Genomic DNA, 23,084 nt, shown 5'->3' on the forward strand with positions numbered 1-23,084 from the left:
GCTAGAAGGAGTGCTCAGGACCGGGGAACCGGCCGGACCTGACGTCCTCGGCGTAGGCAGTGGCCGCATCCATCAGCGTGCTCCGCAGGTCCGCGTACTGCTTGACGAACTTGGCCATCCGGCCGCCCCGAAGCCCCGCCATGTCCTGCCAGACGAGCACCTGCCCGGTTGTTTCCTTGCCGGCGCCTATCCCTACGGTGGGAACGGAGACCGCCGCATCCACTGCGGCCGCAGTTTCGGCCGGAACCATTTCCATCAGCACGCTGAAGGCCCCCGCATCAGCCAGCGCGACGGCGTCGTCAATCAACCGCTGTGCGTCGCCGCCGCGGCCCTGGACGCGATACCCGCCCAGTGCGTGCTCGCTCTGGGGGGTGAAGCCGATGTGCGCCATCACCGGAATGCCGGCCTGCACCATGGCTTTTACGGTGGGGGCATAGTATTTGCCGCCCTCGATCTTCACGGCGTGCGCCAGGCCTTCCTTGAGGAACCGGACACCCGCGGCCACGGCCTGCTCAGGGGAAACCTCGTAGCTTCCAAACGGCAGGTCGGCCACGATCAGCGCGCGCTTGGCGGACCGCGCCACCGCCCGGCACAGCGGGAGCAGTTCGTCCACGGTCACCGGAAGGCTTGTTTCGTTGCCGAAGACGTTGTTCGACGCCGAGTCGCCCACGAGGAGCACCTCGATGCCGGCAGCGTCGAAGATCTCCGCCGTGTACTGCTCATAGGCGGTCAGCATCGCGAACCTGGTCCCGTCCCTCTTGGCCTGCTGGAGGTGGTGGATGCGGACCTTGGCGGGCTTCCGTTCCGAAGCGGACGCAGCCGCCTGCCCGGGCCCGCTGCCGTAGGGGGCGGGGACGTCGGCGGACATGCTGGAGTCGGAGCTGTTGCTTGAGGCCATGGCACGAGCGTAGTGCGGTACCGGCCGTCCTAGCTACCGGCGGTCATCGCCCCCGGTGGTGATAAGCGTCATAGAAAGGCGCCGGAGCAGGTCCCCGGAACCGGGCGAGGGGTGCACTCCGGAGGCAAAATCGGGCGGGGAGGTGTTAACGCTGTGTTACGCGCGGGGCAGGCTCCAGCATCCGGGCCGAATGCTTAGTACAGTGTTGGTGAACTGCTGCCGGCTTTTCCCCTCTGCGGACCCGGAGCATGGACGTTGACCGGAGAAGAGGCCATCATGGACCGCCAGCAAGAGTTTGTCCTGCGCACAATCGAAGAGCGCGACGTACGGTTCGTACGCCTGTGGTTCACCGACGTCGTGGGCTCGCTCAAGTCCGTGGCACTTGCCCCCGCTGAAGTTGAGGGCGCCTTCGAGGAAGGCCTGGGGTTCGACGGTTCCGCGATCGAAGGCCTGGCCCGGGTGTTCGAATCCGACATGCTGGCCCAGCCTGATCCCTCCACGTTCCAGATCCTGCCGTGGCGCGGCGAAACGGAGCAGACCTCCAGGATGTTCTGCGACATCCTCACGCCCGACGGCGAGCCGTCCGCGGCGGATCCGCGCAACGTGCTGAAGCGGACCCTCGCGAAGGCGGCGGACATGGGCTTCACCTGCTACACCCACCCGGAAATCGAGTTCTACCTCCTCAAGTCGCAGGAACCCGGGCCGGACGGTGCACCCGTGCCGGTGGACGAGGGCGGCTATTTCGACCACGTTCCCGGCGGCGTGGCACAGGACTTCCGCCGCACGGCAGTGACAATGCTCGAATCCGTGGGCATCTCGGTGGAGTTCAGCCACCATGAGGCAGGCCCCGGCCAGAACGAAATCGACCTCCGCTATGCGGATGCACTTCAGACGGCGGACAACATCATGACGTTCCGCACCGTGATCAAGGAAGTGGCACTCCAGCAGGGCACCTACGCCACCTTCATGCCCAAGCCGTTCACCGCCCATCCCGGATCCGGCATGCACACACACTTCTCCCTGTTCGAGGGGGACACCAACGCCTTCTATGAGGCCGGCGCGGAGTTCCAGCTGTCCAAGACCGCCCGCCAGTTCATCGCAGGCATCCTCAAGCACGCCCCCGAATTCACTGCGGTGACCAACCAGTTCGTCAACTCCTACAAGCGGCTCTGGGGCGGCGGGGAAGCTCCCAGCTACCTGAGCTGGGGGCACAACAACCGCTCGGCGCTGGTCCGGGTTCCGCTGTACAAGCCGGGCAAGGGCCAGTCCGCCCGGATCGAGTACCGCGGCATCGATTCCGCGGCCAATCCCTACCTGGCCTACGCCGTCCTGCTGGGCGCCGGCCTGAAGGGCATCGAGGAAGGCTACGACCTTCCCGCCGCCGCCGAGGACGACGTCTGGTCGCTCAGCTCGGCGGAACGCCGCGCCATGGGCCACGATCCGCTTCCCGCAAGCCTCCATGACGCCATCCGGACCATGGAAGAGTCCGAACTGATGCCGCAGATCCTGGGAGAGCAGGTTTTTGAGCACTTCCTGCGCAACAAGCGCGCCGAGTGGCAGGACTACCGCCTGCAGGTGACGCCCTACGAGCTGCAGCGCAACCTCGGCATCCTCTAGGCGGCGGGCGTGAGCCTGGCACGCCGCCTCATTGCGGCCGGTTTCAGCGACCTTGAAAAGGGTGAGCGGTTCCTGGCTGCCCCGGAGCTGGAAGGACTGGACCAGGACAGGCTGTTCGCGGGCCTGCACATGGCAGCCAGCCCGGACACTGCCCTCCAGTCCCTGGTCCGCCTGATCGAAAAGCACCCGGACCTCCGGGACCTGGCCGCCGCCGACCCCGACACCAGCGAACCGATGTACAGGGTGCTCGGTGCGTCCGAGGCGCTGGGGGAGTTCCTGATCCGCCACCCGGAACACCTGGAGGCCTTCCGGGTCCGGGCGAGCCCCGAGCCGCTGCAGTCCGATCCTGTCACCCTGCGCGAAGTCCTCCTGCAGTCCGTGGGCGCCGACCCGCGTGCCGAGCGCCCGGTGGCAACCAGCACCGGAGCCGACGCCTATGCCGCCCTGCGCACGGCCTACCGCAGGGGGGTGGTGGACCTCGCCGTCAAGGACCTGTGCGCCGCCGATCCGTTGGACTTCCTGCCGGCCGTGGGCGGCGAACTCGCAGACCTCGCCGGGGCAGCCATCGAGGCGGCCCTCGCGGTCTCGCGTGCCGAAGCCGCCGGCCAGTACGGCGCGGACGCCGTCGCCGGCGTCGGACTGGCCGTCATCGGCATGGGCAAATGCGGCGCCCGGGAGCTGAACTACATTTCCGATGTCGACGTCATTTACGTCGTGGACCCCGGCGCCCTTGAGGACGCGCAGGCGAGCACCATCGGCTCTGCCCTTGCCAGCGGCATATCCCGTGCCATTTCCTCCGTGGCGCGCGAACCGGGTCTGTGGGAGGTGGACGCCAACCTGCGGCCGGAAGGTAAGTCGGGGCCCCTGGTGCGCACCTTGGCCTCGCACGAGACGTACTATGCCCGCTGGGCCGAAAGCTGGGAGTTCCAGGCACTGCTGAAAGCGAGGACCATTGCCGGTGACGCCGCCCTGGGCCGCCGCTACGAGGAAGCCGTCGCGCCGCTGATCTGGAGTTCGGCAAGCCGTGACGGTTTCGTGGAATCCGTCCAGGCGATGCGGCGCCGGGTCACCGAGCACATTCCGGCCGCGGAGGAGCAGCGGCAGATCAAACTGGGCCGCGGCGGGCTCCGCGACGTTGAGTTCACCGTCCAACTCCTTCAGCTTGTGCATGGAAAGGCAGATGAAACGCTGCGACGGCGTGACACCACCTCTGCCATCGCCGCGCTGTCCGCCGGAGGGTACATCGGGCGCGCCGACGCTGCTGCGTTCGACAACGCCTACAGGTACCTGCGGCTGCTGGAGCACCGCATCCAGCTTTTCCAGCTGCGCAGGACCCATCTCATGCCGGTGGCTGAACCGGCCCTCCGGTCGCTGGCCAAGGCCGTGCTGGGGCCCTTCTCAAACGAGCGGCCCCATCCTGACGCACTGCTGGCCACGTGGCAGAAAACCAAGCGTTCGGTACGGGAACTGCACGAGCGTATCTTCTACCGGCCCCTGCTCAACACGGCGGCCAAGCTCAGCAGCGAGGACGCGAAGCTGACCCCGGAAGCCGCCCAGGGCAGGCTGGCAGCCCTCGGATATCGGGATCCGCAGGGCGCCATGCGCCACATCGAGGCACTCACGGCGGGGGTCAGCAGGCGCGCCGCCCTGCAGCGGCAGCTGCTGCCAATCCTGCTGGACTGGCTGGCCGAGGGCGTGGACCCGGATGCCGGGCTGCTTGCGTTCCGGCGCGTCAGTGAAGCCCTGGGAACCACGCACTGGTACCTGGGAATGCTCCGGGACTCCAGCGCCGCAGCAGAACGCCTGTGCCACGTGCTCTCGAATTCCAGGCTGATAGCCGATCTCCTGGAGGTCTCGCCAGAGTCCGTGGCCTGGCTGGGCCACGACAAGGACCTGGTCCCCTTGAGCTTCGAAGCGCAGTGGCAGGAGATCACCTCCAAGATGTCCCGGCATGCGGATCCGGAGAGTGCCATGCGGCTGATCCGGCTGATTCGGCGGCGGGAAATCCTCCGGATCGCCGTGGCAGATTCAGCCGGGCTACTGGCCCAGGACCGGGTGGGGACGGCGCTGGCGGACACCGACCGTGCTGCCGTCCTGGGTGCCCTGCGGGTGGCCGAAGGCATCGTCTCCGCCGGCGGGCCGCTTAAGACGGCCGTCCTGGTGGTGGCCATGGGCAGGCAGGGCGGCCGCGAGATCGGCTACGGTTCGGATGCGGACGTTATGTATGTGCACAGGGCCCTGCCCGGTTTCAGCCAGGAGGAAGCGCAGGAGCAGGCCGCACGGATCGTCGCGAAGGTCTCCACCCTGCTGACGCAGCCCCTTAAGCCGGCCATTATGGCCGAGCGCGTCCTGCAAATGGACGCGGACCTGCGGCCGGAGGGAAAGAACGGGGCCATGGTCCGCTCCTTGGACTCCTTTGCCGAGTACTACCGGAGATGGTCCCTGATCTGGGAAGCCCAAGCGCTCCTGAGGGCACGCCCCATGGCCGGTAACGACGATCTTGCCAAGGATTTCATCGAGCTCATTGACCCCATCAGGTACCCGGAAAGCATTGCGGATACCGACGTGCGGGAGATCAGGCGGATCAAGGCGCGCGTGGAGGCAGAACGGCTTCCCCGCGGGGCAGATCCCGCACGGCACCTGAAACTGGGCCGCGGCGGGCTGAGCGACGTCGAATGGCTGGTGCAGCTACTCCAGCTTCGGCACGCCGGCCGGCACCCCGAACTGCGGACAACCTCGACGCTTGCGGCGCTGGAAGCCGCCGCCCAGCTGGGCTTGCTGGCCCGGGCGGATGCCGACCTCCTGGCCCGTGCGTGGCGCCTGGCCAGCCGCATCCGGTCCGCCAACGTGATCTGGAGCGGCAAGGCCTCGGACCTGCTGCCCTCTTCCCGCCGCGACCTGGAAGCCGTGGCGCGGTGGTGCGGGTACGAGCCCGGCCAGGCAGCCGTCCTTGAAGAGGACTACCTGCGGGTCAGCAGGCGGGCCCGGGCAGTCTTCGAGCGGGTTTTTTACGGACAGTAGCCGCCCCAGGCAGCCGGACGCCTCCCTGGCGATGGCTGCGAGTGGCTGACACCCGCCCTGGCCGGTGCTACTTTGAGCCCATGGCAACCCAAATCTATTTCAACCTGCCCGTCAAAGACCTGAAACGCTCGGTGGACTTTTTTGCGGCCCTTGGCTTCTCCTTCAACCCGGACTATACCGACGAGAATGCCACCTGCATGATCGTCAACGAGAACGCCTACGTCATGCTGCTGGTGGAGTCCTTCTTCAAGACCTTCACCTCCAAGGACGTTGCGGACAGCAAGGGCTCCGCGGAGGCGATCATCGCCTACTCCGTGGACAGCCGGGAGGCCGTGGACCAGGCCGTCAGGACCGCCCTGTCCTCCGGCGGGTCACCGTCCGAGAAACCCCAGGACTACGGATTCATGTATAACCACAGCTTCCAGGATCCGGACGGCCACCTCTGGGAAGTGATGTGGATGGATCCGGCCGGTCCGCCGGCCGAGTCCGCAGCCGGCGGCAATTCCGCCGGGCCGCAGGCCTGAGCGGCATGGGCCGGAGCGTATGGCTCATCCCGCTCCAGGACCTCGACGCCGACGCCCGGGCTGTCCAGCTGGGAGCCGTGGCAACCCTGGAGCCGGGCCCCGGGCAGGAGCGGTTCGTCGGTGACCCGCTCCGGATGGCCCTGGCAGGACTGGCTGAGGAATCGCGGCGGCCCTACGTCATTGAGTGCGCCGGCAGGGCCGTCGGCGTGCTGACCCTGCAGGCCGGGGCAGCACGCCTGGCAGGATGGCCGGACGAGGCGTCTGCGTGGCTGCTGAGGGGTTTCCTGATCGACCGGCGGGAACAAGGCCGCGGGCTCGGCGGCCTCGCCGCAGCCGCCGCTGTGGCGGCCGCTGAAAAACTCACCGCCCGGCACCAAACCCGGGAGGCCGGCGTCGTCCTTTCAGTCAACGAAGCCAATCCTGCGGGCGTGTCCGCCTACCGCCGGGCCGGGTTCGAGGACCGGGGCCAGTACACCGGAGGGGCGGCAGGACCCCAACGCATCATGTTCCGAAGTTTTCGGCCACAATAGCGTCTCGGCGCCGGGGCGCCGTTTGCACTGAGAAAGCGATTGCCCGATCATGTGGATTGGCGGTGTTCTCCAACCTTGTTGGGGGGAAGGCTGGAACGGTCTTCATCCCGGGGGGCATTCGTCAGGGGGTCCGGTTCCCGGTCTCAGCACGTCTGGAACCGGGCCCCCACCTCCATTTCCGTCCCGGGTGCGACTTTCCCGGGCACGCAAAAGGCGGCCATCGGATAACCGGTGGCCGCCTTCGCTGCCTTAGGAGTCCTGGAGACCAGGTCCGGGACTAGACGCCGTAGTAGAGCTCGAACTCGTAGGGGTTCGGGCGCAGGGACAGCGGGCGGATCTCGTTCTCGTACTTGTACTCGATCCAGGTATCGATCAGGTCCTGGGTGAAGACACCGCCGGCCTGCAGGAACTCGTTGTCCTCGCGCAGGGCCTCCAGTGCTTCTTCAAGCGTGCCCGGAGCCTTGGGGATGTCCTTGGCCTCTTCGGCGGGGAGCTCGTAGAGGTCCTTGTCGATCGGGGCCGGGGGCTCGATGCGGTTGCGGATACCGTCAATGCCGGCCATCAGCTGGGCAGCGAACGCCAGGTACGGGTTGGAGGAGGGGTCCGGCGCGCGGAACTCGATGCGCTTGGCCTTCGGGTTGGTGCCCGTGATGGGGATACGGATACCGGCGGAGCGGTTGCCCTGCGAGTAGACCATGTTGACCGGAGCTTCGAAGCCCTTGACCAGGCGGCGGTAGGAGTTCACCGTCGGGTTGGTGAAGGCCAGGACGGCGGAGGCGTGCTTGAGCAGGCCGCCGATGTACCAGCGGGCGGTGTCGGACAGGCCGGCGTAGCCCTTCTCGTCGTAGAACAGCGGCTCGCCACCGTTCCAGAGCGACTGGTGGCAGTGCATGCCGGATCCGTTGTCGCCGAAGACCGGCTTGGGCATGAAGGTTACGGACTTGCCCCAGGCGTCTGCGGTGTTCTTGATGACGTACTTGAACTTCTGCAGGTCATCGGCAGCGTGGGTCAGCGTGGTGAACTTGTAGTTGATCTCAGCCTGGCCGGCGGAGCCAACTTCGTGGTGGCTGCGCTCGACCTCGAGGCCGGCTTCGTCCAGTGCAACACACATGGCGTCGCGGAGGTCAGCCTGCTTGTCGGTGGGGGAGACCGGGAAGTAACCGCCCTTGACGGGGGTCTTGTAGCCGAGGTTTCCGCCCTCTTCCTCGCGGCCGGTGTTCCAGTGGGCTTCCTCGGAATCGATCTTGTAGAAGCTGCCCTGCGGGGAGGACTGGTACTGGACGTTGTCGAACACGAAGAACTCGGCTTCGGGAGCGAAGAACGCGGTGTCCGCGATGCCGGTGGATGCCAGGTACGCCTCAGCCTTCTCGGCAACGCCGCGGGGGTCGCGGTGGTACGGATCGCCGGTGCGCGGGTTGACGATGGAGAAGTTCAGCGCGAGGGTCTTCTCCATGCGGAAGGTGTCCAGGAACGCCGTGGTGACGTCGGGGATGAGCTGCATGTCAGACTCAGCGATGCCCTGGAAGCCGCGGATGGAGGATCCGTCGAAGAGCTGGCCGTTGATGAAGAAGTCGGCGTCAACACTCTTCGCGGGGACGTTGAAGTGCTGCTGGACGCCCGGAAGATCGGTGAAACGGATGTCGACGAACTTAATATCTTCGTCCTTGATGAACTTGAGGACTTCGTCCGCAGTCTTGAACATCTATGCTCCTTACGCATATGTAAATATCTGGCGTGCAAGCCAGCTGATCCAGCGCAATCCGAAGGCAGGGAAACAACGCGGTGTTCCCCTGCCTTCAGTACCCTGCCGCAATAGCCTGCCGTGTACTACCTGCTGTGTCTTGCCTTCCGGCGGATTGCTTGAAACTGGTAACAGCCTATGGACGCGGCATTTCCCGTCCATGTCCGCATTGTTTCGGGCAGGTTACAGAATGCCCTGATATGGCAACGCTATCCTCTGTCCACACTGTGGTCTAACCCCATCCACAGTGTGGTCGGCAGGAAGTCGCTAAACTTGGACGGTGGTAGATCGCAAAGACATCGGCTCCTGGCTCTCCGGCCCCGACACCTCGGGCATATCCAAGTATCCGGGGGAGCGGCTGGGACTGCCGGAGTCAGGGCCGGGCTCCATTGCGCGGGCGGGCCGCAGGATCGCCGCGATCACGATCGACTGGACCGTTGCGCTGCTGATCAGCAACTTCGCCTTCGCGGGCGACGCCTGGGCCACCCTCGCAATCTTCGCCGTAGAACAGGCCCTGCTGGTAGGGACCCTCGGCTACAGCATTGGACACCGTGCGGTGGGCATCCACGTGGTGAGGGCCGGGGGTGGTGCGCCGGGTCCGCTGGCCGCACTGGTGAGGTCCCTGCTGCTTTGCCTGGTGATTCCCGCGGTGATTTTCGATCCTGACCACCGCGGCCTCCACGACAAGGCAATGAATACGCTGCTGCTCCGCCGCTAGGGGCTCGAAGCCCCGGCGGCGCGGCGCGCACCCGGCAGGCTAGACCGAACTTGGTTCCCGGACAGTGGCTGCGCCGGAAGGTGCCCCGGCAACGCTGAGGTACCGGCGCTGTCCTGCCCACCGTTCGAACAGGATGGTGGCGAACGGGAACACGGCGGACAGGCCTGCGAACAGGGCCACCACAAAGGGCCAACGCTGCAGCCGCCAGAGTCCCAGGGCGCAGACGCCATACCCCACGAACAGGGCTCCGTGAATGGGGCCCGCCACCTGGACGCCAATTTCCGTGGTGCCGGCGATCCACTTGAAGTACATGCCGATGAGGAGGGCCGCCCAGCTGAAGGCTTCCGCGACGGCCAGGATCCGGAACGCGCGGATCACTGCTTTGGTGAGGGTCATGGTGTTGTCCTGTCCTGCCTTGGGGGCTGCAAAGAAAACGCCCCGGCTGCCGGCCTAAGCCGGAACCGGGGCGGGTTCAAAACCTAGCGTCCGCGGTTGGGACGCGCCTTGTAGGGGTCAATGCCCTTGGGAATCGGGAGGCGGTTGCCCAGGGATGCAATCCGCTTCGACACGGCATTCACCTCAAGCTTGGTCAGTTCCTTCTTGAGCTTGCCCATCTTCTTGGCTACTTCGCTGAGGGGCACCTGGCCCTCGCCGCGGCCGCTTTCAATGACGTGCACGGTGACGTTGGGCAGGATGCGCGCGAGGCGCTTGCGTTCGGCCTCCAGCAGCGGCTTTACGCGGTGCGTGGGGCCTTCGCTGACGAGCACGACGCCGGGACGGCCAATTGCGCGGAAGACGGCGTCCTGCGTGCGGGGGTTGACGGCAACGGGCTGTTCCTCGGTGATCCAGCCGCGCCGCAGGGTGCCCAGGGCAGCGCCGGAGGCGCCGGGCTGATCCTCGATCTGCGCGAAGGCGGCACGCTCGGCCCGGCGCGACAAGATGAACGTGGCACCGAGCAGGCCCAGCGGGATGCCGATGATCAGGCCGGTGATCCAGTTGTCCAGCCAGAAGCCGACCAGGAAGCTGACAGCCACAACGCCAAGGAAGACCAGCAGCATAAGCCACGGAACCATGGGGTCATGACGGCGCGTCATGGTGAAGACTTCGCCGATCTGCTTGAGCCGGCTGGGCTTCTTGACCTTGGCCTCTTTGGGCTTCCGCGAGAAGAGGCCACGCTTGACTGCGCTGGAGCCAGACGGAGTGGAGTTGCTGGAATCAGGGGATTTCGCCATAGTTCCTCAATTCTACGTGACCAAAGCCCAAGGGCCGGCACCGGAGTCTTCCGGTGCCGGCCCTTGGGTGGCGCTGTGATTTTGTGGCGGTGCGCAGCTCAGGAACGGGCGGCGAGCAGTGAGCTGGCTTCCTGGCGGGTGGTGCCGGAGTCCTGGATGCCGTCGGCGATGTGGGCGAGTTCGGCGGGGATGTCGCGGCCCTTCTTCCGCATCGCGGTGGCCCAGAGCCGGCCGGCGCGGTAGGAGGAGCGGACCAGCGGCCCGGACATGACGCCCAGGAAGCCGATCTCGTTGGCCTCGTCCTGGAGGTCCACGAATTCCTGCGGCTTGACCCAGCGGTCCACCGGCAGGTGCCGCTCGGACGGGCGCAGGTACTGGGTGATGGTGATCAGGTCGCAGCCGGCCTCGTGCAGGTCCCGCAGCGCCTCGGAGATCTCTTCCCGGGTTTCGCCCATGCCCAGGATCAGGTTGGACTTGGTCACCATGCCCAGGTTCCGGCCCTGCGTGATCACGTCCAGGGACCGCTCATAGCGGAACGCGGGCCGGATCCGCTTGAAAATCCTCGGCACCGTCTCCACGTTGTGCGCGAAGACCTCGGGCCTGGAGTCGCAGATCGCTTCGATGTGTTCGGGTTTGCCGGAGAAGTCCGGGATCAGCAGCTCCACCCCGGTGCCGGGGTTCAGTTCGTGGATCTTGCGGACCGTTTCGGCGTACAGCCACACGCCCTCGTCCTCGAGGTCGTCGCGGGCCACCCCGGTGACGGTGGCGTAGCGCAGCTGCATGGCCTGGACGGAGCGGGCCACCTTGGTGGGTTCGAACCTGTCCACCGGGGAGGGCTTGCCGGTATCGATCTGGCAGAAGTCACACCGCCGGGTGCACTCGGACCCGCCGATCAGGAAAGTGGCTTCCTTGTCCTCCCAGCACTCGAAGATGTTGGGGCAGCCGGCCTCCTCACACACCGTGTGCAGGCCTTCCTTCTTGACCAGGTTCTTGAGCTGGACGAACTCCGGGCCCATCTGGACCTTGGCCTTGATCCAGTCCGGCTTCCGCTCCACCGGGACAGCCGAGTTGCGCTGTTCAACGCGCAAAAGCTTCCGGCCTTCAGGTGCCAATGTCACAGTAGAGCTCCTTCGGGGGTAGCGACCAGGGCGTCTTCATTCTTGCGCAGTTCTTCGGTGATCCGGGAAACAAGGTCAGCGGGGGCAACGTCATGGCCGGTTTCCCGGGCAATGGTTGTCACGCCGGCATCCGTGATTCCGCAGGCGATGATCTGCGAGTACGGTGCAAGATCGTTGTTGCAGTTGATGGCGAAGCCGTGCATGGTCACGCCCTCGTGCACCCGGATGCCGATGGCGGCGATCTTCCGGTCCGGGCCCTTGCTGTCCGCGGTGATCCACACCCCGGCCCTGCCCTTGATGCGCACGGCGTTGATCCCGTAGTCAGCGAGGACCGCGATGATCACGGATTCCAGGCGTTCGACGTAATCGCGGATGCCTGCCCGGTTCTTCAGTTTGATAATGGGGTATCCCACCAGCTGGCCCGGACCGTGCCAGGTCAGTTTCCCGCCGCGGTCCACCGGGACCACCGGGGTGCCGTCGAACGGCCGTTCGTGGTCCTCGGTCCGTTTTCCGGCGGTATACACCGGTGCGTGTTCCAGGAGGAGGACAGTGCTGGGTGCCATCCCCGCGACCACTTTGTCATGGAGTTCGCTCTGGATTTCCCAACCACGTGTGTAATCGACAAAATCCGGAGCAAGACCCAGCTGTGAAAACTCAAGAGTCATGGCATCCAGCTTAGACCCCGCGGCGTCCCGCGCCCGGTTTAGTGCTTAAGCTCACCCACCTGCAGGGGGCACGTCACAGGGGCTCCGGCACCAGCGCGGAGCCGGGTTGGCATGCCTGTGGATAACTTCTGCAGGCCCGGCCGGATTCGGCTAGACATGAGCTATGGAAGATTTGCAGGCACCCGAGGTGCCGGGCTTCGCCGTCGAACGCCTGCTAGGGCAGGGCGGGAGCGCGGTTGTGTGGCTGGCCAGGGAGCAGAAGACGGGGCGGAACTTCGCGGTGAAATGCTTCCGCTCAGGCCCGGCCCGGTCAATCCGCCCGGAGACGGTGACGGAAGACGCCGTGCGGCGTGAGATCCGGATCCTGTCCGTCCTGGACCACCAGCACCTGGTCAAAGCGCGTGACGCCGTCCGGCTGGGAGGACAGCCGGACGGCGGGACGGCGCTGGTCATGGACTACGCTTCCGGCGGGTCCCTGGCCGCCCTGGTGTCCAGCCGCGGCCGGCTCACTGTTGGCGAAACAGTGACGGTACTGACGCCCCTGGCCCAGGTCCTGGGCTACCTGCACAGCAAGGGATTCACCCACTCGGACGTCTCCCCGGGAAACGTCCTGTTCACCGGACAGGGCAAACCGCTCCTGTCCGATCTCGGCATAGCGCGGATGCTGGGTGACCCGGGCAGTACCGCGCTTTCCGGGACGCCCGGCTTCGTGGACCCGGCCCCGGTGGACGCAGTGCGGGGCCTCCAACCGGAACGGGACGTCTATGCGACGGCGGCACTCGGCTGGTTTTGCCTGACCGGCCAGGCTCCGCCCCGTACGGTTGACCGGCCGCCGCTTTCCCTCCTGGTTCCGGATGTTCCACGGGAGCTGGCGGCCGCCCTGGAGGCCGGGCTCAATGAAGACCGGAGGCGCCGGCCCACGGCGGCTGCCCTGGCCACGGCCGTCTACCGCAGTGCCTCGCCCCGGCCGCTGGACCTCGCGGCCTCGGTCCATCCCACGGTGATCCCGGAATTGATGACCCGCCGGCACATCCCGGCGCCGTCCCGGCGCGGAGCAGTCAAGGACAGGGCCGCGGCCGCCGGCAGGCGGTTCGCCGCTGCGAAGTGGGGGGCGCTGCCGCTTTCCAGGCGACGCATGCCCTTCCCGAATGCCACGGGCGAGGTTCGTCCTTCCCGAGGAAGGCACGCTCTCGCAGCGCCGGGCAGGGGGCGGCGCCGTTCTCCGGTGTTGCGGCGAGTGCTGCCGGCGGCCGCGGCGGTGGCTGCCGCAGGCGTGTGGTGGCTCGCTGGAACCGGTGGTACGGCCGCCGAAACTGCCCCCGCCGCCCGGGGATCAGCTGCCGCCGCTGCGCCGCCGCCCGTGGCTGCCGGTACGGCAGCCGCTGGAACAGGGAGCGGCACTGAGGGCGGGGCAGGCCCTGCCGATGCCGCCAGGCAGCAGGCCGGGGACTCCGATCCCGTCCAGGCGGTGGAGGGACTTGCCCTCCTGCGGGACCTGGCTTTCAGCAGGGGCTATTGGGAACTGCTGGCAGAAGTCAATGCCAAGGATTCGCCGGCAGCGGCCTCGGACCAGCAGGCGGTGGAGCGCCTGCGCAGCTCCGGCCACATCCTCGACGGGTTCGCCAGCAACCTTGCGGAGCTTCGCACCGAGGACGGCGCAACAGCCGAGCGCGCCGTGGTGCGTGTCCTGTCCAGTTCCTCCGCCTATGAGGAGAAGGACGCCCAGGGCGTGGTCGTTGGGGCCGGGCCGGCCGCCGGAGCGCGCCAGCTCAGGCTGGTCCTCGTAGCCGGGGACGGCAGGTGGCGGATCAGCGAGATCCTGCCGGGCTCCTGATCTTGCCGGGCTCCTGATCCTGCCGCAGCGGCCGGCTGCCTTAGCCCAGGCCGGCCCCTTCTTTGCCTGCAACCTTGTCCTGGCCCGCAACCCACTGCGCGGCCTGTGCCAGCGTGGGGTGCTGCCACTGGAATCCGGCCGCCCGAAGCACGGCAGGCTCCATGCGCTGGCTGGACAGCAGGAGTTCGTCCGCCAGCGCACGCATCACCAGCCGGAGGACCGGGGCAGGTACCCGCAGGGCCGCTGGGCGGTGCACGGCGCGGGCAAGCGCCGACACCAGGGCATTGACGTCGGCGTCCTCGGGAGCACACAGGTTGACCGGCCCGCTAATGCCGGACTCCAGCAAAAAGAGGAACGCCGCGGAAACATCCGGAAGGGTAATCCAGGGCCAGTACTGGCGGCCGTTTCCCAGCGGGCCGCCCACGCCCAGCCGGATCAGCGGCATCAGCCTGCCCAGGGCGCCTCCCTTCCGGCTGAGTACCACGCCCGTCCGGGTCACCACCACCCGCACACCCGGGGGAGCGGTGGCAGCGGCGTCCTCCCACTCCCCGCAGATCGCGGCCAACGTTCCGGAACCCCGCGGCGCATCTTCACGGAGCACAGTATTTCCCGCGTTGCCGTAGTAGTTGGAGCCGGACTGGCTCAGCAGGACATGCGGCGGGGAATCCATCTGCTGCATCGCCCGGGTGAGGGTGCGCGTTGAATCCACCCGCGAGCGGAAGAGCTCCTCAACGCGCCTGCGGGTCCATGGCCGGTCACCGATGCCCGCGCCGGAGAGATTGACGACGGCGTCAGCCCCGGCCAGGGCCTGCGGGTCCAGTTCCCCCGCGGCAGGGTTCCACCGGACTTCCGCCGCCGTGCCGGGCTTCCGCCTGACCAAGGACACGACGTCGTGTCCGGCGTTCCGGAAGGTTGCTGACATGGATTTGCCGATCAGCCCGGAGGCCCCGGCCATGACGATACGCATGGTCCATCTCACCACGCCACGTGCGCGGCGGCACCTCCCGACAGGCCGCAGGGGGGTTGACTATGATCGAACGATGACCTTTTCGAGCTACTTCCGTTTCCCGCATCTGCATGGTGATCTGGTCACTTTCGTGGCCGAGGATGACGTGTGGATTGCGCCCCTGGGCGGCGGCCGCGCCTGGCGCGTCTCGGCACTCCAGCTGCCCGCCCGCAATCCCCGCTTCACTCCCGACGGGAAGCGGCTGGTGTGGACAGTGGTCCAGGGAACGGCGCCTGAGGTGGTATCGGCAGAGGTCGACGGCGGGGGATACCGCCAGCTGACGTACTTCGGCCACAGCACCACGAGGGTAAAGGGCTTCACCGCCGGCGGTGCGGTAGTGGTCACAAGTGCCTTCCGCCAGGCCGAAAGCAGGCACACGCACGCGTACAGTGTCCCGCTGGAGGGCGGCTGGGCCGAGGAACTCCCGTACGGGCCGGTTGAGTCCGTGGCCTTTGGCCCGGAGGTGGGTGACGAGCGGCCAGTGGTGGTGGGCAGCGTGCTGTCCCGCGAACCCGCCTGGTGGAAGCGCTACCGCGGCGGCACGGCAGGGAAGCTGTGGATCGACACCGACGGCAACGGGGAGTTCGAGCGCCTCCTTCCGGAGCTTGAGGGCAACCTCGCTGATCCAATGTGGGTGGATGGCCGCATCGCGTTCCTTTCCGACCACGAGGGTTACGGCAACCTGTATTCGGTCCTGCCGGGCGGAAAGGACCTGCGCCGGCATACGGACCACGAGGACTTCTATGTCCGGCACGCCTCCACAGACGGCAAACGCGTGATCTTCGAGTCCGCCGGTGAGCTCTGGGTGCTGCACGACCTCGGTTCCGACGCCGTCCGGCTGGACATCAGCCTGGGCTCCGCATCGCAGTCCAGGCGCCCTGTACTGCTGAAGGCGGCCAAACACCTCGGCGCGGTGGTACCGGAAACCAGCGGCACTGCAAGTGCGGTCGAGGCCCACGGCACCATCCACTGGCTCCGCCACAAGGATGGTCCGTCCCGCATCATTGAGGCAACGCCGGGTGTCCGCGCCCGCCTGCCCCGGCCCCTTGGCGACGGCCGGCTTGCCTACCTGGCGGACCACGATGGCGTGGAGGCGCTGTACATCAAGGACATCGCGGCCCCTGTGCCGCACCCTGCCGCTGCAGCCGGCACAGCTGCAGCGGGCACAAAGGGGACCAGCGCGGCATTGGACAACGGCGCGCCGCCGGAGGACGCCGTGGTGCTGCCGCAGCCCGTCCCTGCTGCCGGCGCTGTCGTGCTCGCCGGGAACACGCCGGCCGCCCATGCCTCGGACGAGCAGGCCGACGTCGCGCCTGAATCCGGCGCCCCGGCTGCGGAGGCACCGGCAGGGCCGGCCGCAACCCGCATCGCCTTCCCCAAGCCGTCGCGTGCCAGTGCCCTCGAGGCGAGCCCGGACGGTCGCCGGATAGCCCTGGGCACGTCCTTCGGTGAGGTCTACGTGGCAGACACGCGCACGGGCGAGCTGACACTGGTGTCCAGCATCGGCGAGGGCACGGTTGCGGACCTCGCATGGTCAGGGGACTCGCAGTGGCTCGTATGGTCGGAGCCGGTCACGTCCTTTGGTTCGCGCAGCCGGCTGCGGCTGGCCAACGTGGCAAAGCCCGGCGCCGCCCCGGTGGAAGTCACCGACGGGCGCTTCTGTGACCAGTCGCCGGCCTTCACCCCCGACGGCAGGTTCCTGGCCTTCCTCTCCAACCGCAGCTTCGATCCGGTGTACGACGGACACTCCTTCGACCTCTCCTTCCCCAGCCCCATCAAGCCGTACCTTGTAGCACTCGCCTCGGATACGCCGTCGCCCTTCGGCCCCGCCGTGGACTCCGACGGTGCAGGCACGCCGTCCGCCGAGGCAGCCGGGCAGCAGGACGGCACGGGCCCGGAGCAGCCGGAGGTCCGGGTGGATCCCGAGGGCCTGGCGCACCGGGTCATCACCGTGCCCGTGCCGCAGGGCAACTACACGTCCCTGAAGGCCGCCGAGGGGGCGCTGCTGTGGCTCGACTGGGCCCTGGCCGGCGTGACCGGTGATGGAAAAGCCAGCCAGGAGGACAAGGATTCCCGGCCCAGCCTGGTCCGGTACGACCTTGGCCGGCGCAAGCAGGCCACCCTCGTGGACGCGCTGGACAGCTACCGGCTGTCAGGGGACCGCAGCAAGGTGGTGCTGATCTCGGACAAGCAGGTGACAGTGGTCCCGGCCGACGCCAAGGTGGACGAGGAGTCCGGGAAGCTGGTCAAGGTTGACCTCGGCCGGATCAGGGTCATGATGGACCCGCTCAGTGTCTGGGGGCAGGCTTTTGACGAGGCCTGGCGGCTGCAGCGCGATTTCTTCTGGACCGAGGACATGGCGGGGCAGGACTGGGATTCCATCCACCGGCGTTACCGTCCCCTGGTGGAGCGCCTCGGCTCGCACGATGATTTGGTGGACCTCCTGTGGGAGCTGCACGGCGAGCTGGGGACGTCGCATGCCTACGTCCGGCCGGCGCCCGTCACCGAAAACGGCAGCCACGGCCAGGGCAGGCTCGGCGCGGACCTGGCGTACGTCTCCGGCGGGTGGGAGATCACCCGGATCCTTGCCGGCGAGTCCTCCGATCCGCTGGCCACTTCACCCCTGACCAGACCGGGAGTCGGCGCAAAGGCCGGCGACTTCCTGCTGGCTGTCGACGGCGTGCCGTTGTCCGAAGGCATCACCCCGGCCATGCAGCTGGTGGGAGCAGCCGGGCGGGCTGTGGAGCTCACCCTCCTGAATGGTCCGGAACACGGGGCCGCAGCAGGCACCCAGCGCCGCGTCGCCGTCGTTCCCGTCAAGGACGAGGAGCGCCTGCGGTACCAGGAATGGGTGGCCTCAAACCGGCGCACCGTCCGCGAAGCCTCCGGGGGCAAGTTCGGCTACCTGCACATTCCGGACATGATGGCCAACGGCTGGGCACAGCTGCACCGGGACCTTGACACGGAAACTGCGCTTGACGGCCTCATTGTCGATGTCCGCCGCAACCGTGGCGGGCACACCTCGCAACTGGTCGCAGAACTGATCGGCCGCAAGGTGACCGGTTGGAGCATGCCACGCGGGGAAAAGCCGCGAACCTACCCGCACCACGCACCGCGCGGACCCGTGATCATTCTGGCCGACGAATTCGCTGGCTCGGACGGCGACATCATCACCCAGGTGTCCAAGCTCAGGGGGATCGGACCGGTCATCGGCACCCGCACCTGGGGCGGCGTGGTGGGCATCGACAACCGCTTCTCCCTTGCCGACGGCACCGGCGTGACGCAGCCGCGGTACGCCACCTGGTTCGGCGGCGGCGTGGGCTGGGGCGTGGAGAACTACGGCGTCGACCCGGACATCGAGGTCACCTACCCGCCGCATGCCTATGCGGCGGGCCGGGACCCACAGCTGGAGTACGGCATTGGGGCGCTGAAGGAAATGGTCCAGGAGCTGCCCACGGACCGTCCGCCGGCCCGGGAAGGGTACCGCCGGCTGCGTCCGGCTCCGCTCCCGGCGCGCCGACAAGGCAACTGACCGGGGCCGCGCGGAAAGCAGAAAAAGGCCCCGCCTGTCCGGAACATTCCGGACAGGCGGGGCCTTTTGCCATCAGCGCCGGATCAGGACTCCAGCGTTGCATCCAGGGTGATGTCGATGCTGGCCAGGGCGCCCGAAACGGGGCAGCCCACCTTGGCCTCGCCCGCGATCTTCTGGAACTCCTCCTCGGAGATGCCGGGGACCCGTGCCGACATGGTCAGGTGGCTGCCGGTGATTCCGGTACCGGGGACAAACGTCACGTCAGCCTTGGTGCGGACTTCCTCAGGCGCGTGGCCCGCCTTATCGAGTTCGTTGCTGAACGCCATCGAGAAGCACGCGGCATGGGCTGCGGCGATGAGTTCCTCCGGGCTGGTCTTGCCGTTGGCCGCTTCGGTACGGGCCTTCCAGGTGACATCGAACGTGCCCAGGCCTGAGGTGGCCAGGCTGGTGGTACCGGCGCCTTCCGTCAGGTTGCCGTTCCATACTGCGTTTGCTGAACGCGTTGCTGCCATGTTCACTCCTCAGATTGATCGAATCCGGGGCAGGCCGCTGCCTAGACCCCGCCGTGTCCCATCCTAGGGACTTCAGCGGCTGCTTGCACCGGGTGTCCGCTGTCAGTGGATTATGACCCGGCGGCGGGCTGCCGCCGGCGGGACCATCACTTCCAGATGGTGGCGATGGCGATGTTCAGCAGCGCGAGTCCGCCCACGGCGTGCGCCAGGCCGGTGCTGATTGGCTCGTTGTTCTTGTACTTGCGGCGGCCGATGAACGCCAGTACGCCGACGGCGAGGGCGATGACGAACTTGATGCCCAGCTTGGCGTAGTTGGCGTCCATGTCCAGGGCCGGGATCAGCCCCATCAGCGCGACCCCGGTCAGCAGCTGGAGCATGGCGCCGTCGAACTGGCGGGGGTGGACCGTGGGCTTCTTCATTTGGCCGATCCAGATGCCGACGATCATGGCGGCGCCGACGATGTGCAGGAAAACCACGATGTTATAGACGATGTTCATGGGACCAGTGTAGCCAAGGGTTCTACGGCTTGTAGTAGTCAGGTTCCGTAGCAGTTAAATGACGACGGCGGTGCAGGCCGCCCAGTGGATCCCCACCGGTGCCTGCACCGCCGTCGTGCGTTCCGGCCTGTTACAGCCCCAGGTCAGCCTCGAAGGCGCCTTCTTCAAGGCGTGCCTTCAGGGTCTGGAGGAACCGGCCGGCGTCCGCGCCGTCCACCAGGCGGTGGTCGTACGTCAGGGACAGGTACATCATGGAGCGGATGGCGATCGAGTCGTCGCCGTTCTCGTCGGCAACAACGACGGCGCGCTTGACGATGGCGCCGGTGCCGAGGATGCCCACCTGCGGCTGGTTGATGATCGGGGTATCAAACAGCGCACCGACCGAGCCGATGTTGGTGATGCTGAAGGTGCCGCCGGACAGTTCGTCCGGACCGATCTTGCCGTCGCGGGTGCGGCCGGCAACGTCGGCGATCTTGCCCGCCAGTCCGGCGAGGTTCAGGCTGCCGGCGTCGGAGATAACAGGGACCAGCAGGCCCTTGTCGGTGTCGACGGCGATCGCCAGGTGCTCGGCGTTGTGGTAGGTGATTTCCTGCTTGTCCTCGTCGTACGCAGCGTTGAGCTTGGGGTGCTGCTTGAGGGCCTCGGCCACCGCCTTGGCGATGAACGGCAGGAAGGTCAGCTTGACGCCGTTCTGCGCCTGGAAGGAGTTCTTGGCGCGGGCACGGAGCTTGGCAACCTTGGTCATGTCCACTTCGTGGACCTGCGTGAGCTGCGTGGAGACCTCAAGGGATTCGCGCATGCGGCGGGCAATGACCTGGCGGATGCGCGGCGCTTTCTGCGTGGTTCCGCGCAGTGAGGAGACTGCGCCGTTGGATGCTGCAGCGGCGGATGCTGCCGGCGCGGACGCGGCCGGAGGTGCTGCCGGTGCAGCCTTTGCCTCGGCTGCGGCAATGACATCCTGCTTGCGGATGCGGCCGCCGACGCCGGTGCCGGAGAGGGAGGTGATGTCCACGCCGTGCTGGTTTGCCAGCTTTCGGACCAGGGGAGTGACGTAGCCGGACTCGCCGCCGGCGGCGGGTGCCTCGGCTGCGGCCGGAGCGGCCTGCGGTGCCGGTGCCGGAGCTGCCGCGGGGGCCGGAGCTGCTGCCGGTGCAGGTGCTGCTGCGGGGGCTTCCTGCTTCGGCTCTTCCTGCTTGGGGGCTTCCTGGGCGGGGGCGGCCTGCGGTGCTGCGGGTGCGGGCGCTGCTGCCGCGCCTGAGCCGATGACGGCCAGGACGGAGCCCACCTCTGCGGTCTCGTCCTCGTTGACGCGGATCTCCTGGAGGGTGCCGGCCACGGGGGAGGGGATTTCGGTGTCTACCTTGTCCGTGGACACCTCCAGCAGGGGCTCGTCCACCTCGACGGCGTCGCCGACGGCTTTCAGCCAGCGGGTGACCGTGCCCTCGGTGACGCTCTCGCCGAGGGCCGGGAGGGTGACCTCGTGGCTCTCGCCGCCGCCGGCGGCCGGAGCCTCAGGCGCGGAAGCTTCCTGGGCGGGGGCCTCCTGTGCAGGGGCTTCGTCCGGTGCGGGGGCTTCAGTGGACGGGGCCTCGGCCGGTGCGGCCTGCTCAGCGGCAGGGGCCTCTTCGGCGGGGGCGCCGGCGCCGGAGCCGTCGCCGATGCGGACCAAGGGAGCGCCGACCTCGGCGGTCTCGTCCTCGGCAACCAGGATTTCCTCAATCACGCCAGCTACAGGAGAGGGGATTTCAGTGTCTACTTTGTCGGTGGAGACTTCGAGCAGCGGCTCGTCCACCTCTACCCGGTCACCTACCTGCTTGAGCCAGCGGGTGACGGTTCCTTCGGTGACGCTCTCACCGAGGGCGGGCAAGTTAACGGATTCAGACATGTCGTCCCCGTTCTCCTTATTGATCTTTAGTGCGGATGGTTGCTGCCTGTTGGCCAGCCTAGTGCACCCGGCATTCCGTGCCGGGTGCACCAGGCCCTTTGGTGCTGAGGGAAACTAGCCGTGAAGCGGCTTGCCCGCGAGTGCCAGGTGGGCTTCGCCCAGGGACTCGTTCTGCGTGGGGTGGGCGTGCACCAGCTGGGCCACATCCTCCGGGTAGGCTTCCCAGTTGACGATCAGCTGGGCTTCGCCGACCTGCTCGCCCATGCGGGCGCCGATCATGTGGACGCCCACCACGGGGCCGTCCTTCTGGCGGACCAGTTTGACCAGGCCGGACGTGCCCAGGATGGAGCTCTTGCCGTTGCCGGCGAGGTTGTATTCCTGGGTCTGCACCTGGTCCTCACCAAACTTTTCCTTGGCAGCCTTTTCGGTGTAGCCGACGGTGGCGATTTCGGGGTCGGAGTAGGTGACCTTCGGGATGTTGATGTCCTCGACGACCACCGGCTTCAGGCCGGCGATTTCCTCGGCCACGAAAATGCCCTGCTGGTAGCCGCGGTGGGCCAGCTGCACGCCCGGCACGATGTCGCCGACGGCGTAGATGTTGCCGACGCCGGTGTGCAGGCGTTCGTTGGTGATGACGAAGCCGCGGTCGATTGTGACGCCCGCTTCCTCGTAGCCAAGGTTGGCGGTGACGGGGCCGCGGCCTACGGCAACGAGGAGGAGGTCGGCTTCGAAGGTCTTGCCGTCCACCAGGGTGACCTTGACGCCGTCGTCATTCTGCTCGACGCCCTGGAAGAACACGCCGGTGGAGAACTTGATGCCGCGCTTCTTGAAGGCCCGTTCGAAGTTCTTCACGATGGTGGCGTCCTCGTTGGGAACCAGCGAGGGCAGGCCCTCGACGATCGTGACGTCCACGCCGAAGGACTTCCAGACGGAGGCGAATTCGACGCCGATCACGCCGCCGCCCAGGATGATGGCGCTCTTGGGAATGGAATCCATGGTGAGGGCCTGGTCCGAGGTGATGACCTTGCCGCCGATTTCCAGGCCCGGGAGGGTGCGGGAGTAGGAGCCGGTGGCCAGGACGATGTTCTTGCCCTTGTAGGCCGTGCCGTTAACCACCACCGTGTCGGTGCCCTGGAGCTTGCCTTCACCCTCGATGACGGTGATGCCCTTGGACTTGATGAGGCCCTGGAGGCCCTTGTACTTGCCGGCGATGATGCCGTCCTTGTACGCGTTGACGGCGTTGATGTCGATGCCGTCGAGGGTGACGTTCACGCCGTACTTTGCGGAGTCCCGGGCGTGGTCGGCCAGCTCCGCGGAGTGCAGGAGGGCCTTGGTGGGGATGCAGCCGTTGTGGAGGCAGGTGCCGCCCAGCTTGGCTTTCTCCACGAGGCCGACGGTGAGGCCAAGCTGTACTGCCCGGAGCGCGGCGGCGTATCCGCCGCTGCCGCCACCGAGTACCAGGATGTCGAATTCTTGCGCAGTTGCCTGATCGGCCACTTAGACGCTCCCTCGCGTGAACGATGACGCGGTCCTGCGCATCATCTGGTCTTGGAACCTGCACTGCTGTGATTATTCCAGCAGGCCAATTCTCTTGCATTTGTGACTACCGTGGTTCACCTTAGCGAACCACTTATCCATGCTCCACCCTGGCACCGCGATTGTGGAGCGCTTGTGTCGAGTGTCACGCGGCTTTGTGGCATAGGGATCACCGGTCCCGCAAAGCCGCGTGCCAGTCCGCTGCGGGCCGCCGGATG

The 23,084-nt window shown here is 67.1% G+C and carries 18 protein-coding genes; 7 read left to right on the top strand and 11 right to left on the bottom strand.

Annotation, left to right across the window (positions count from 1 at the left end; translation table 11 throughout):
• Position 1: 1 nt before the first annotated feature.
• A complete protein-coding gene (panB, locus tag SMD14_RS08140) occupies positions 2-898 on the bottom strand; it encodes a 3-methyl-2-oxobutanoate hydroxymethyltransferase (RefSeq protein WP_157238497.1) in 897 nt (298 codons plus the stop codon).
• Between the two features lie 276 nt (positions 899-1,174).
• On the opposite strand from panB, the gene glnA (SMD14_RS08145) reads away from it, so the two are divergent.
• The 4 genes from glnA (SMD14_RS08145) to SMD14_RS08160 all read left to right on the top strand — a co-directional run bounded on the left by glnA (SMD14_RS08145) (position 1,175) and on the right by SMD14_RS08160 (position 6,590).
• Complete coding sequence (gene glnA, locus SMD14_RS08145) at positions 1,175-2,515, top strand: type I glutamate--ammonia ligase (protein ID WP_157238496.1); 1,341 nt, start codon at positions 1,175-1,177, stop codon at positions 2,513-2,515.
• A gap of 9 nt (positions 2,516-2,524) precedes the next feature.
• Positions 2,525-5,536, top strand: coding sequence for a bifunctional [glutamine synthetase] adenylyltransferase/[glutamine synthetase]-adenylyl-L-tyrosine phosphorylase (locus SMD14_RS08150; RefSeq protein ID WP_321215937.1), 3,012 nt, complete (start codon positions 2,525-2,527; stop codon positions 5,534-5,536).
• Positions 5,537-5,616: 80 nt separating this feature from the next.
• Positions 5,617-6,060 (top strand): VOC family protein, encoded by a 444-nt coding sequence (locus SMD14_RS08155; RefSeq protein ID WP_157238495.1) that lies wholly within the window; start codon positions 5,617-5,619, stop codon positions 6,058-6,060.
• Positions 6,061-6,065: 5 nt separating this feature from the next.
• Complete coding sequence (locus tag SMD14_RS08160; RefSeq protein ID WP_157238494.1) at positions 6,066-6,590, top strand: GNAT family N-acetyltransferase; 525 nt, start codon at positions 6,066-6,068, stop codon at positions 6,588-6,590.
• A gap of 277 nt (positions 6,591-6,867) precedes the next feature.
• Here SMD14_RS08160 and glnA (SMD14_RS08165) read toward each other — a convergent pair whose 3' ends face one another.
• On the bottom strand, positions 6,868-8,292 hold the full coding sequence (glnA, locus tag SMD14_RS08165) for a type I glutamate--ammonia ligase (protein ID WP_139028876.1): 1,425 nt from the start codon (positions 8,290-8,292) through the stop codon (positions 6,868-6,870).
• Positions 8,293-8,611: 319 nt separating this feature from the next.
• On the opposite strand from glnA (SMD14_RS08165), the gene SMD14_RS08170 reads away from it, so the two are divergent.
• Complete coding sequence (locus tag SMD14_RS08170; protein ID WP_321215938.1) at positions 8,612-9,049, top strand: RDD family protein; 438 nt, start codon at positions 8,612-8,614, stop codon at positions 9,047-9,049.
• Positions 9,050-9,088: 39 nt separating this feature from the next.
• On the opposite strand, the gene SMD14_RS08175 is transcribed toward SMD14_RS08170, so the two are convergent.
• From SMD14_RS08175 to lipB, 4 genes are all read right to left on the bottom strand, one after another.
• A complete protein-coding gene (locus SMD14_RS08175; protein ID WP_157238493.1) occupies positions 9,089-9,445 on the bottom strand; it encodes a DUF3817 domain-containing protein in 357 nt (118 codons plus the stop codon).
• 83 nt (positions 9,446-9,528) lie between these two features.
• A complete protein-coding gene (locus SMD14_RS08180) occupies positions 9,529-10,281 on the bottom strand; it encodes a DUF4191 domain-containing protein (protein WP_157238492.1) in 753 nt (250 codons plus the stop codon).
• A gap of 98 nt (positions 10,282-10,379) precedes the next feature.
• Positions 10,380-11,399 (bottom strand): lipoyl synthase, encoded by a 1,020-nt coding sequence (gene lipA / locus SMD14_RS08185; protein ID WP_321215939.1) that lies wholly within the window; start codon positions 11,397-11,399, stop codon positions 10,380-10,382.
• Positions 11,396-12,064, bottom strand: coding sequence for a lipoyl(octanoyl) transferase LipB (lipB, locus tag SMD14_RS08190; RefSeq protein WP_321215940.1), 669 nt, complete (start codon positions 12,062-12,064; stop codon positions 11,396-11,398). The genes lipA and lipB overlap by 4 nt, the downstream gene beginning before the upstream one ends.
• Positions 12,065-12,227: 163 nt before the next feature.
• On the opposite strand from lipB, the gene SMD14_RS08195 reads away from it, so the two are divergent.
• Positions 12,228-13,898, top strand: coding sequence for a serine/threonine-protein kinase (locus SMD14_RS08195; protein ID WP_321215941.1), 1,671 nt, complete (start codon positions 12,228-12,230; stop codon positions 13,896-13,898).
• A gap of 40 nt (positions 13,899-13,938) precedes the next feature.
• Here SMD14_RS08195 and SMD14_RS08200 read toward each other — a convergent pair whose 3' ends face one another.
• Positions 13,939-14,865: a TIGR01777 family oxidoreductase gene (locus SMD14_RS08200; protein ID WP_321215942.1), complete on the bottom strand. Its 927-nt coding sequence runs from the start codon at positions 14,863-14,865 to the stop codon at positions 13,939-13,941.
• Positions 14,866-14,938: 73 nt separating this feature from the next.
• Between SMD14_RS08200 and SMD14_RS08205 the strand changes: the two genes are divergently transcribed.
• Complete coding sequence (locus SMD14_RS08205) at positions 14,939-18,436, top strand: S41 family peptidase (RefSeq protein ID WP_321215943.1); 3,498 nt, start codon at positions 14,939-14,941, stop codon at positions 18,434-18,436.
• Between the two features lie 83 nt (positions 18,437-18,519).
• Here SMD14_RS08205 and SMD14_RS08210 read toward each other — a convergent pair whose 3' ends face one another.
• The 4 genes from SMD14_RS08210 to lpdA all read right to left on the bottom strand — a co-directional run bounded on the left by SMD14_RS08210 (position 18,520) and on the right by lpdA (position 22,827).
• The gene (locus SMD14_RS08210; RefSeq protein WP_157238487.1) at positions 18,520-18,948 is read right to left on the bottom strand and encodes an OsmC family peroxiredoxin; all 429 of its coding nucleotides are present in this window, start codon (positions 18,946-18,948) and stop codon (positions 18,520-18,522) included.
• 146 nt (positions 18,949-19,094) lie between these two features.
• Entirely contained in the window at positions 19,095-19,445 is a 351-nt protein-coding gene (locus SMD14_RS08215) for a hypothetical protein (protein ID WP_157238486.1), read from the bottom strand.
• A gap of 130 nt (positions 19,446-19,575) precedes the next feature.
• Positions 19,576-21,330: a 2-oxoglutarate dehydrogenase, E2 component, dihydrolipoamide succinyltransferase gene (gene sucB / locus SMD14_RS08220; protein WP_321215944.1), complete on the bottom strand. Its 1,755-nt coding sequence runs from the start codon at positions 21,328-21,330 to the stop codon at positions 19,576-19,578.
• Positions 21,331-21,444: 114 nt separating this feature from the next.
• Positions 21,445-22,827 (bottom strand): dihydrolipoyl dehydrogenase, encoded by a 1,383-nt coding sequence (gene lpdA / locus SMD14_RS08225; protein ID WP_321215945.1) that lies wholly within the window; start codon positions 22,825-22,827, stop codon positions 21,445-21,447.
• Positions 22,828-23,084: the final 257 nt, after the last annotated feature.

The sequence above is a fragment of the Pseudarthrobacter oxydans genome (genome assembly GCF_034258515.1).
In the GTDB taxonomy this organism is placed as follows: domain Bacteria; phylum Actinomycetota; class Actinomycetes; order Actinomycetales; family Micrococcaceae; genus Arthrobacter.

What these genes read in the sequence shown, in the direction of transcription:
- panB (WP_157238497.1), bottom strand. Translation starts at nt 898, where the DNA reads ATGGCCTCAAGCAACAGCTCCGACTCCAGCATGTCCGCCGACGTCCCC.
- glnA (WP_157238496.1), top strand. Translation starts at nt 1,175, where the DNA reads ATGGACCGCCAGCAAGAGTTTGTCCTGCGCACAATCGAAGAGCGCGAC.
- SMD14_RS08155 (WP_157238495.1), top strand. Translation starts at nt 5,617, where the DNA reads ATGGCAACCCAAATCTATTTCAACCTGCCCGTCAAAGACCTGAAACGC.
- SMD14_RS08160 (WP_157238494.1), top strand. Translation starts at nt 6,066, where the DNA reads ATGGGCCGGAGCGTATGGCTCATCCCGCTCCAGGACCTCGACGCCGAC.
- glnA (WP_139028876.1), bottom strand. Translation starts at nt 8,292, where the DNA reads ATGTTCAAGACTGCGGACGAAGTCCTCAAGTTCATCAAGGACGAAGAT.
- SMD14_RS08175 (WP_157238493.1), bottom strand. Translation starts at nt 9,445, where the DNA reads ATGACCCTCACCAAAGCAGTGATCCGCGCGTTCCGGATCCTGGCCGTC.
- SMD14_RS08180 (WP_157238492.1), bottom strand. Translation starts at nt 10,281, where the DNA reads ATGGCGAAATCCCCTGATTCCAGCAACTCCACTCCGTCTGGCTCCAGC.
- lipB (WP_321215940.1), bottom strand. Translation starts at nt 12,064, where the DNA reads ATGACTCTTGAGTTTTCACAGCTGGGTCTTGCTCCGGATTTTGTCGAT.
- SMD14_RS08195 (WP_321215941.1), top strand. Translation starts at nt 12,228, where the DNA reads ATGGAAGATTTGCAGGCACCCGAGGTGCCGGGCTTCGCCGTCGAACGC.
- SMD14_RS08200 (WP_321215942.1), bottom strand. Translation starts at nt 14,865, where the DNA reads ATGCGTATCGTCATGGCCGGGGCCTCCGGGCTGATCGGCAAATCCATG.
- SMD14_RS08205 (WP_321215943.1), top strand. Translation starts at nt 14,939, where the DNA reads ATGACCTTTTCGAGCTACTTCCGTTTCCCGCATCTGCATGGTGATCTG.
- SMD14_RS08210 (WP_157238487.1), bottom strand. Translation starts at nt 18,948, where the DNA reads ATGGCAGCAACGCGTTCAGCAAACGCAGTATGGAACGGCAACCTGACG.
- SMD14_RS08215 (WP_157238486.1), bottom strand. Translation starts at nt 19,445, where the DNA reads ATGAACATCGTCTATAACATCGTGGTTTTCCTGCACATCGTCGGCGCC.
- sucB (WP_321215944.1), bottom strand. Translation starts at nt 21,330, where the DNA reads ATGTCTGAATCCGTTAACTTGCCCGCCCTCGGTGAGAGCGTCACCGAA.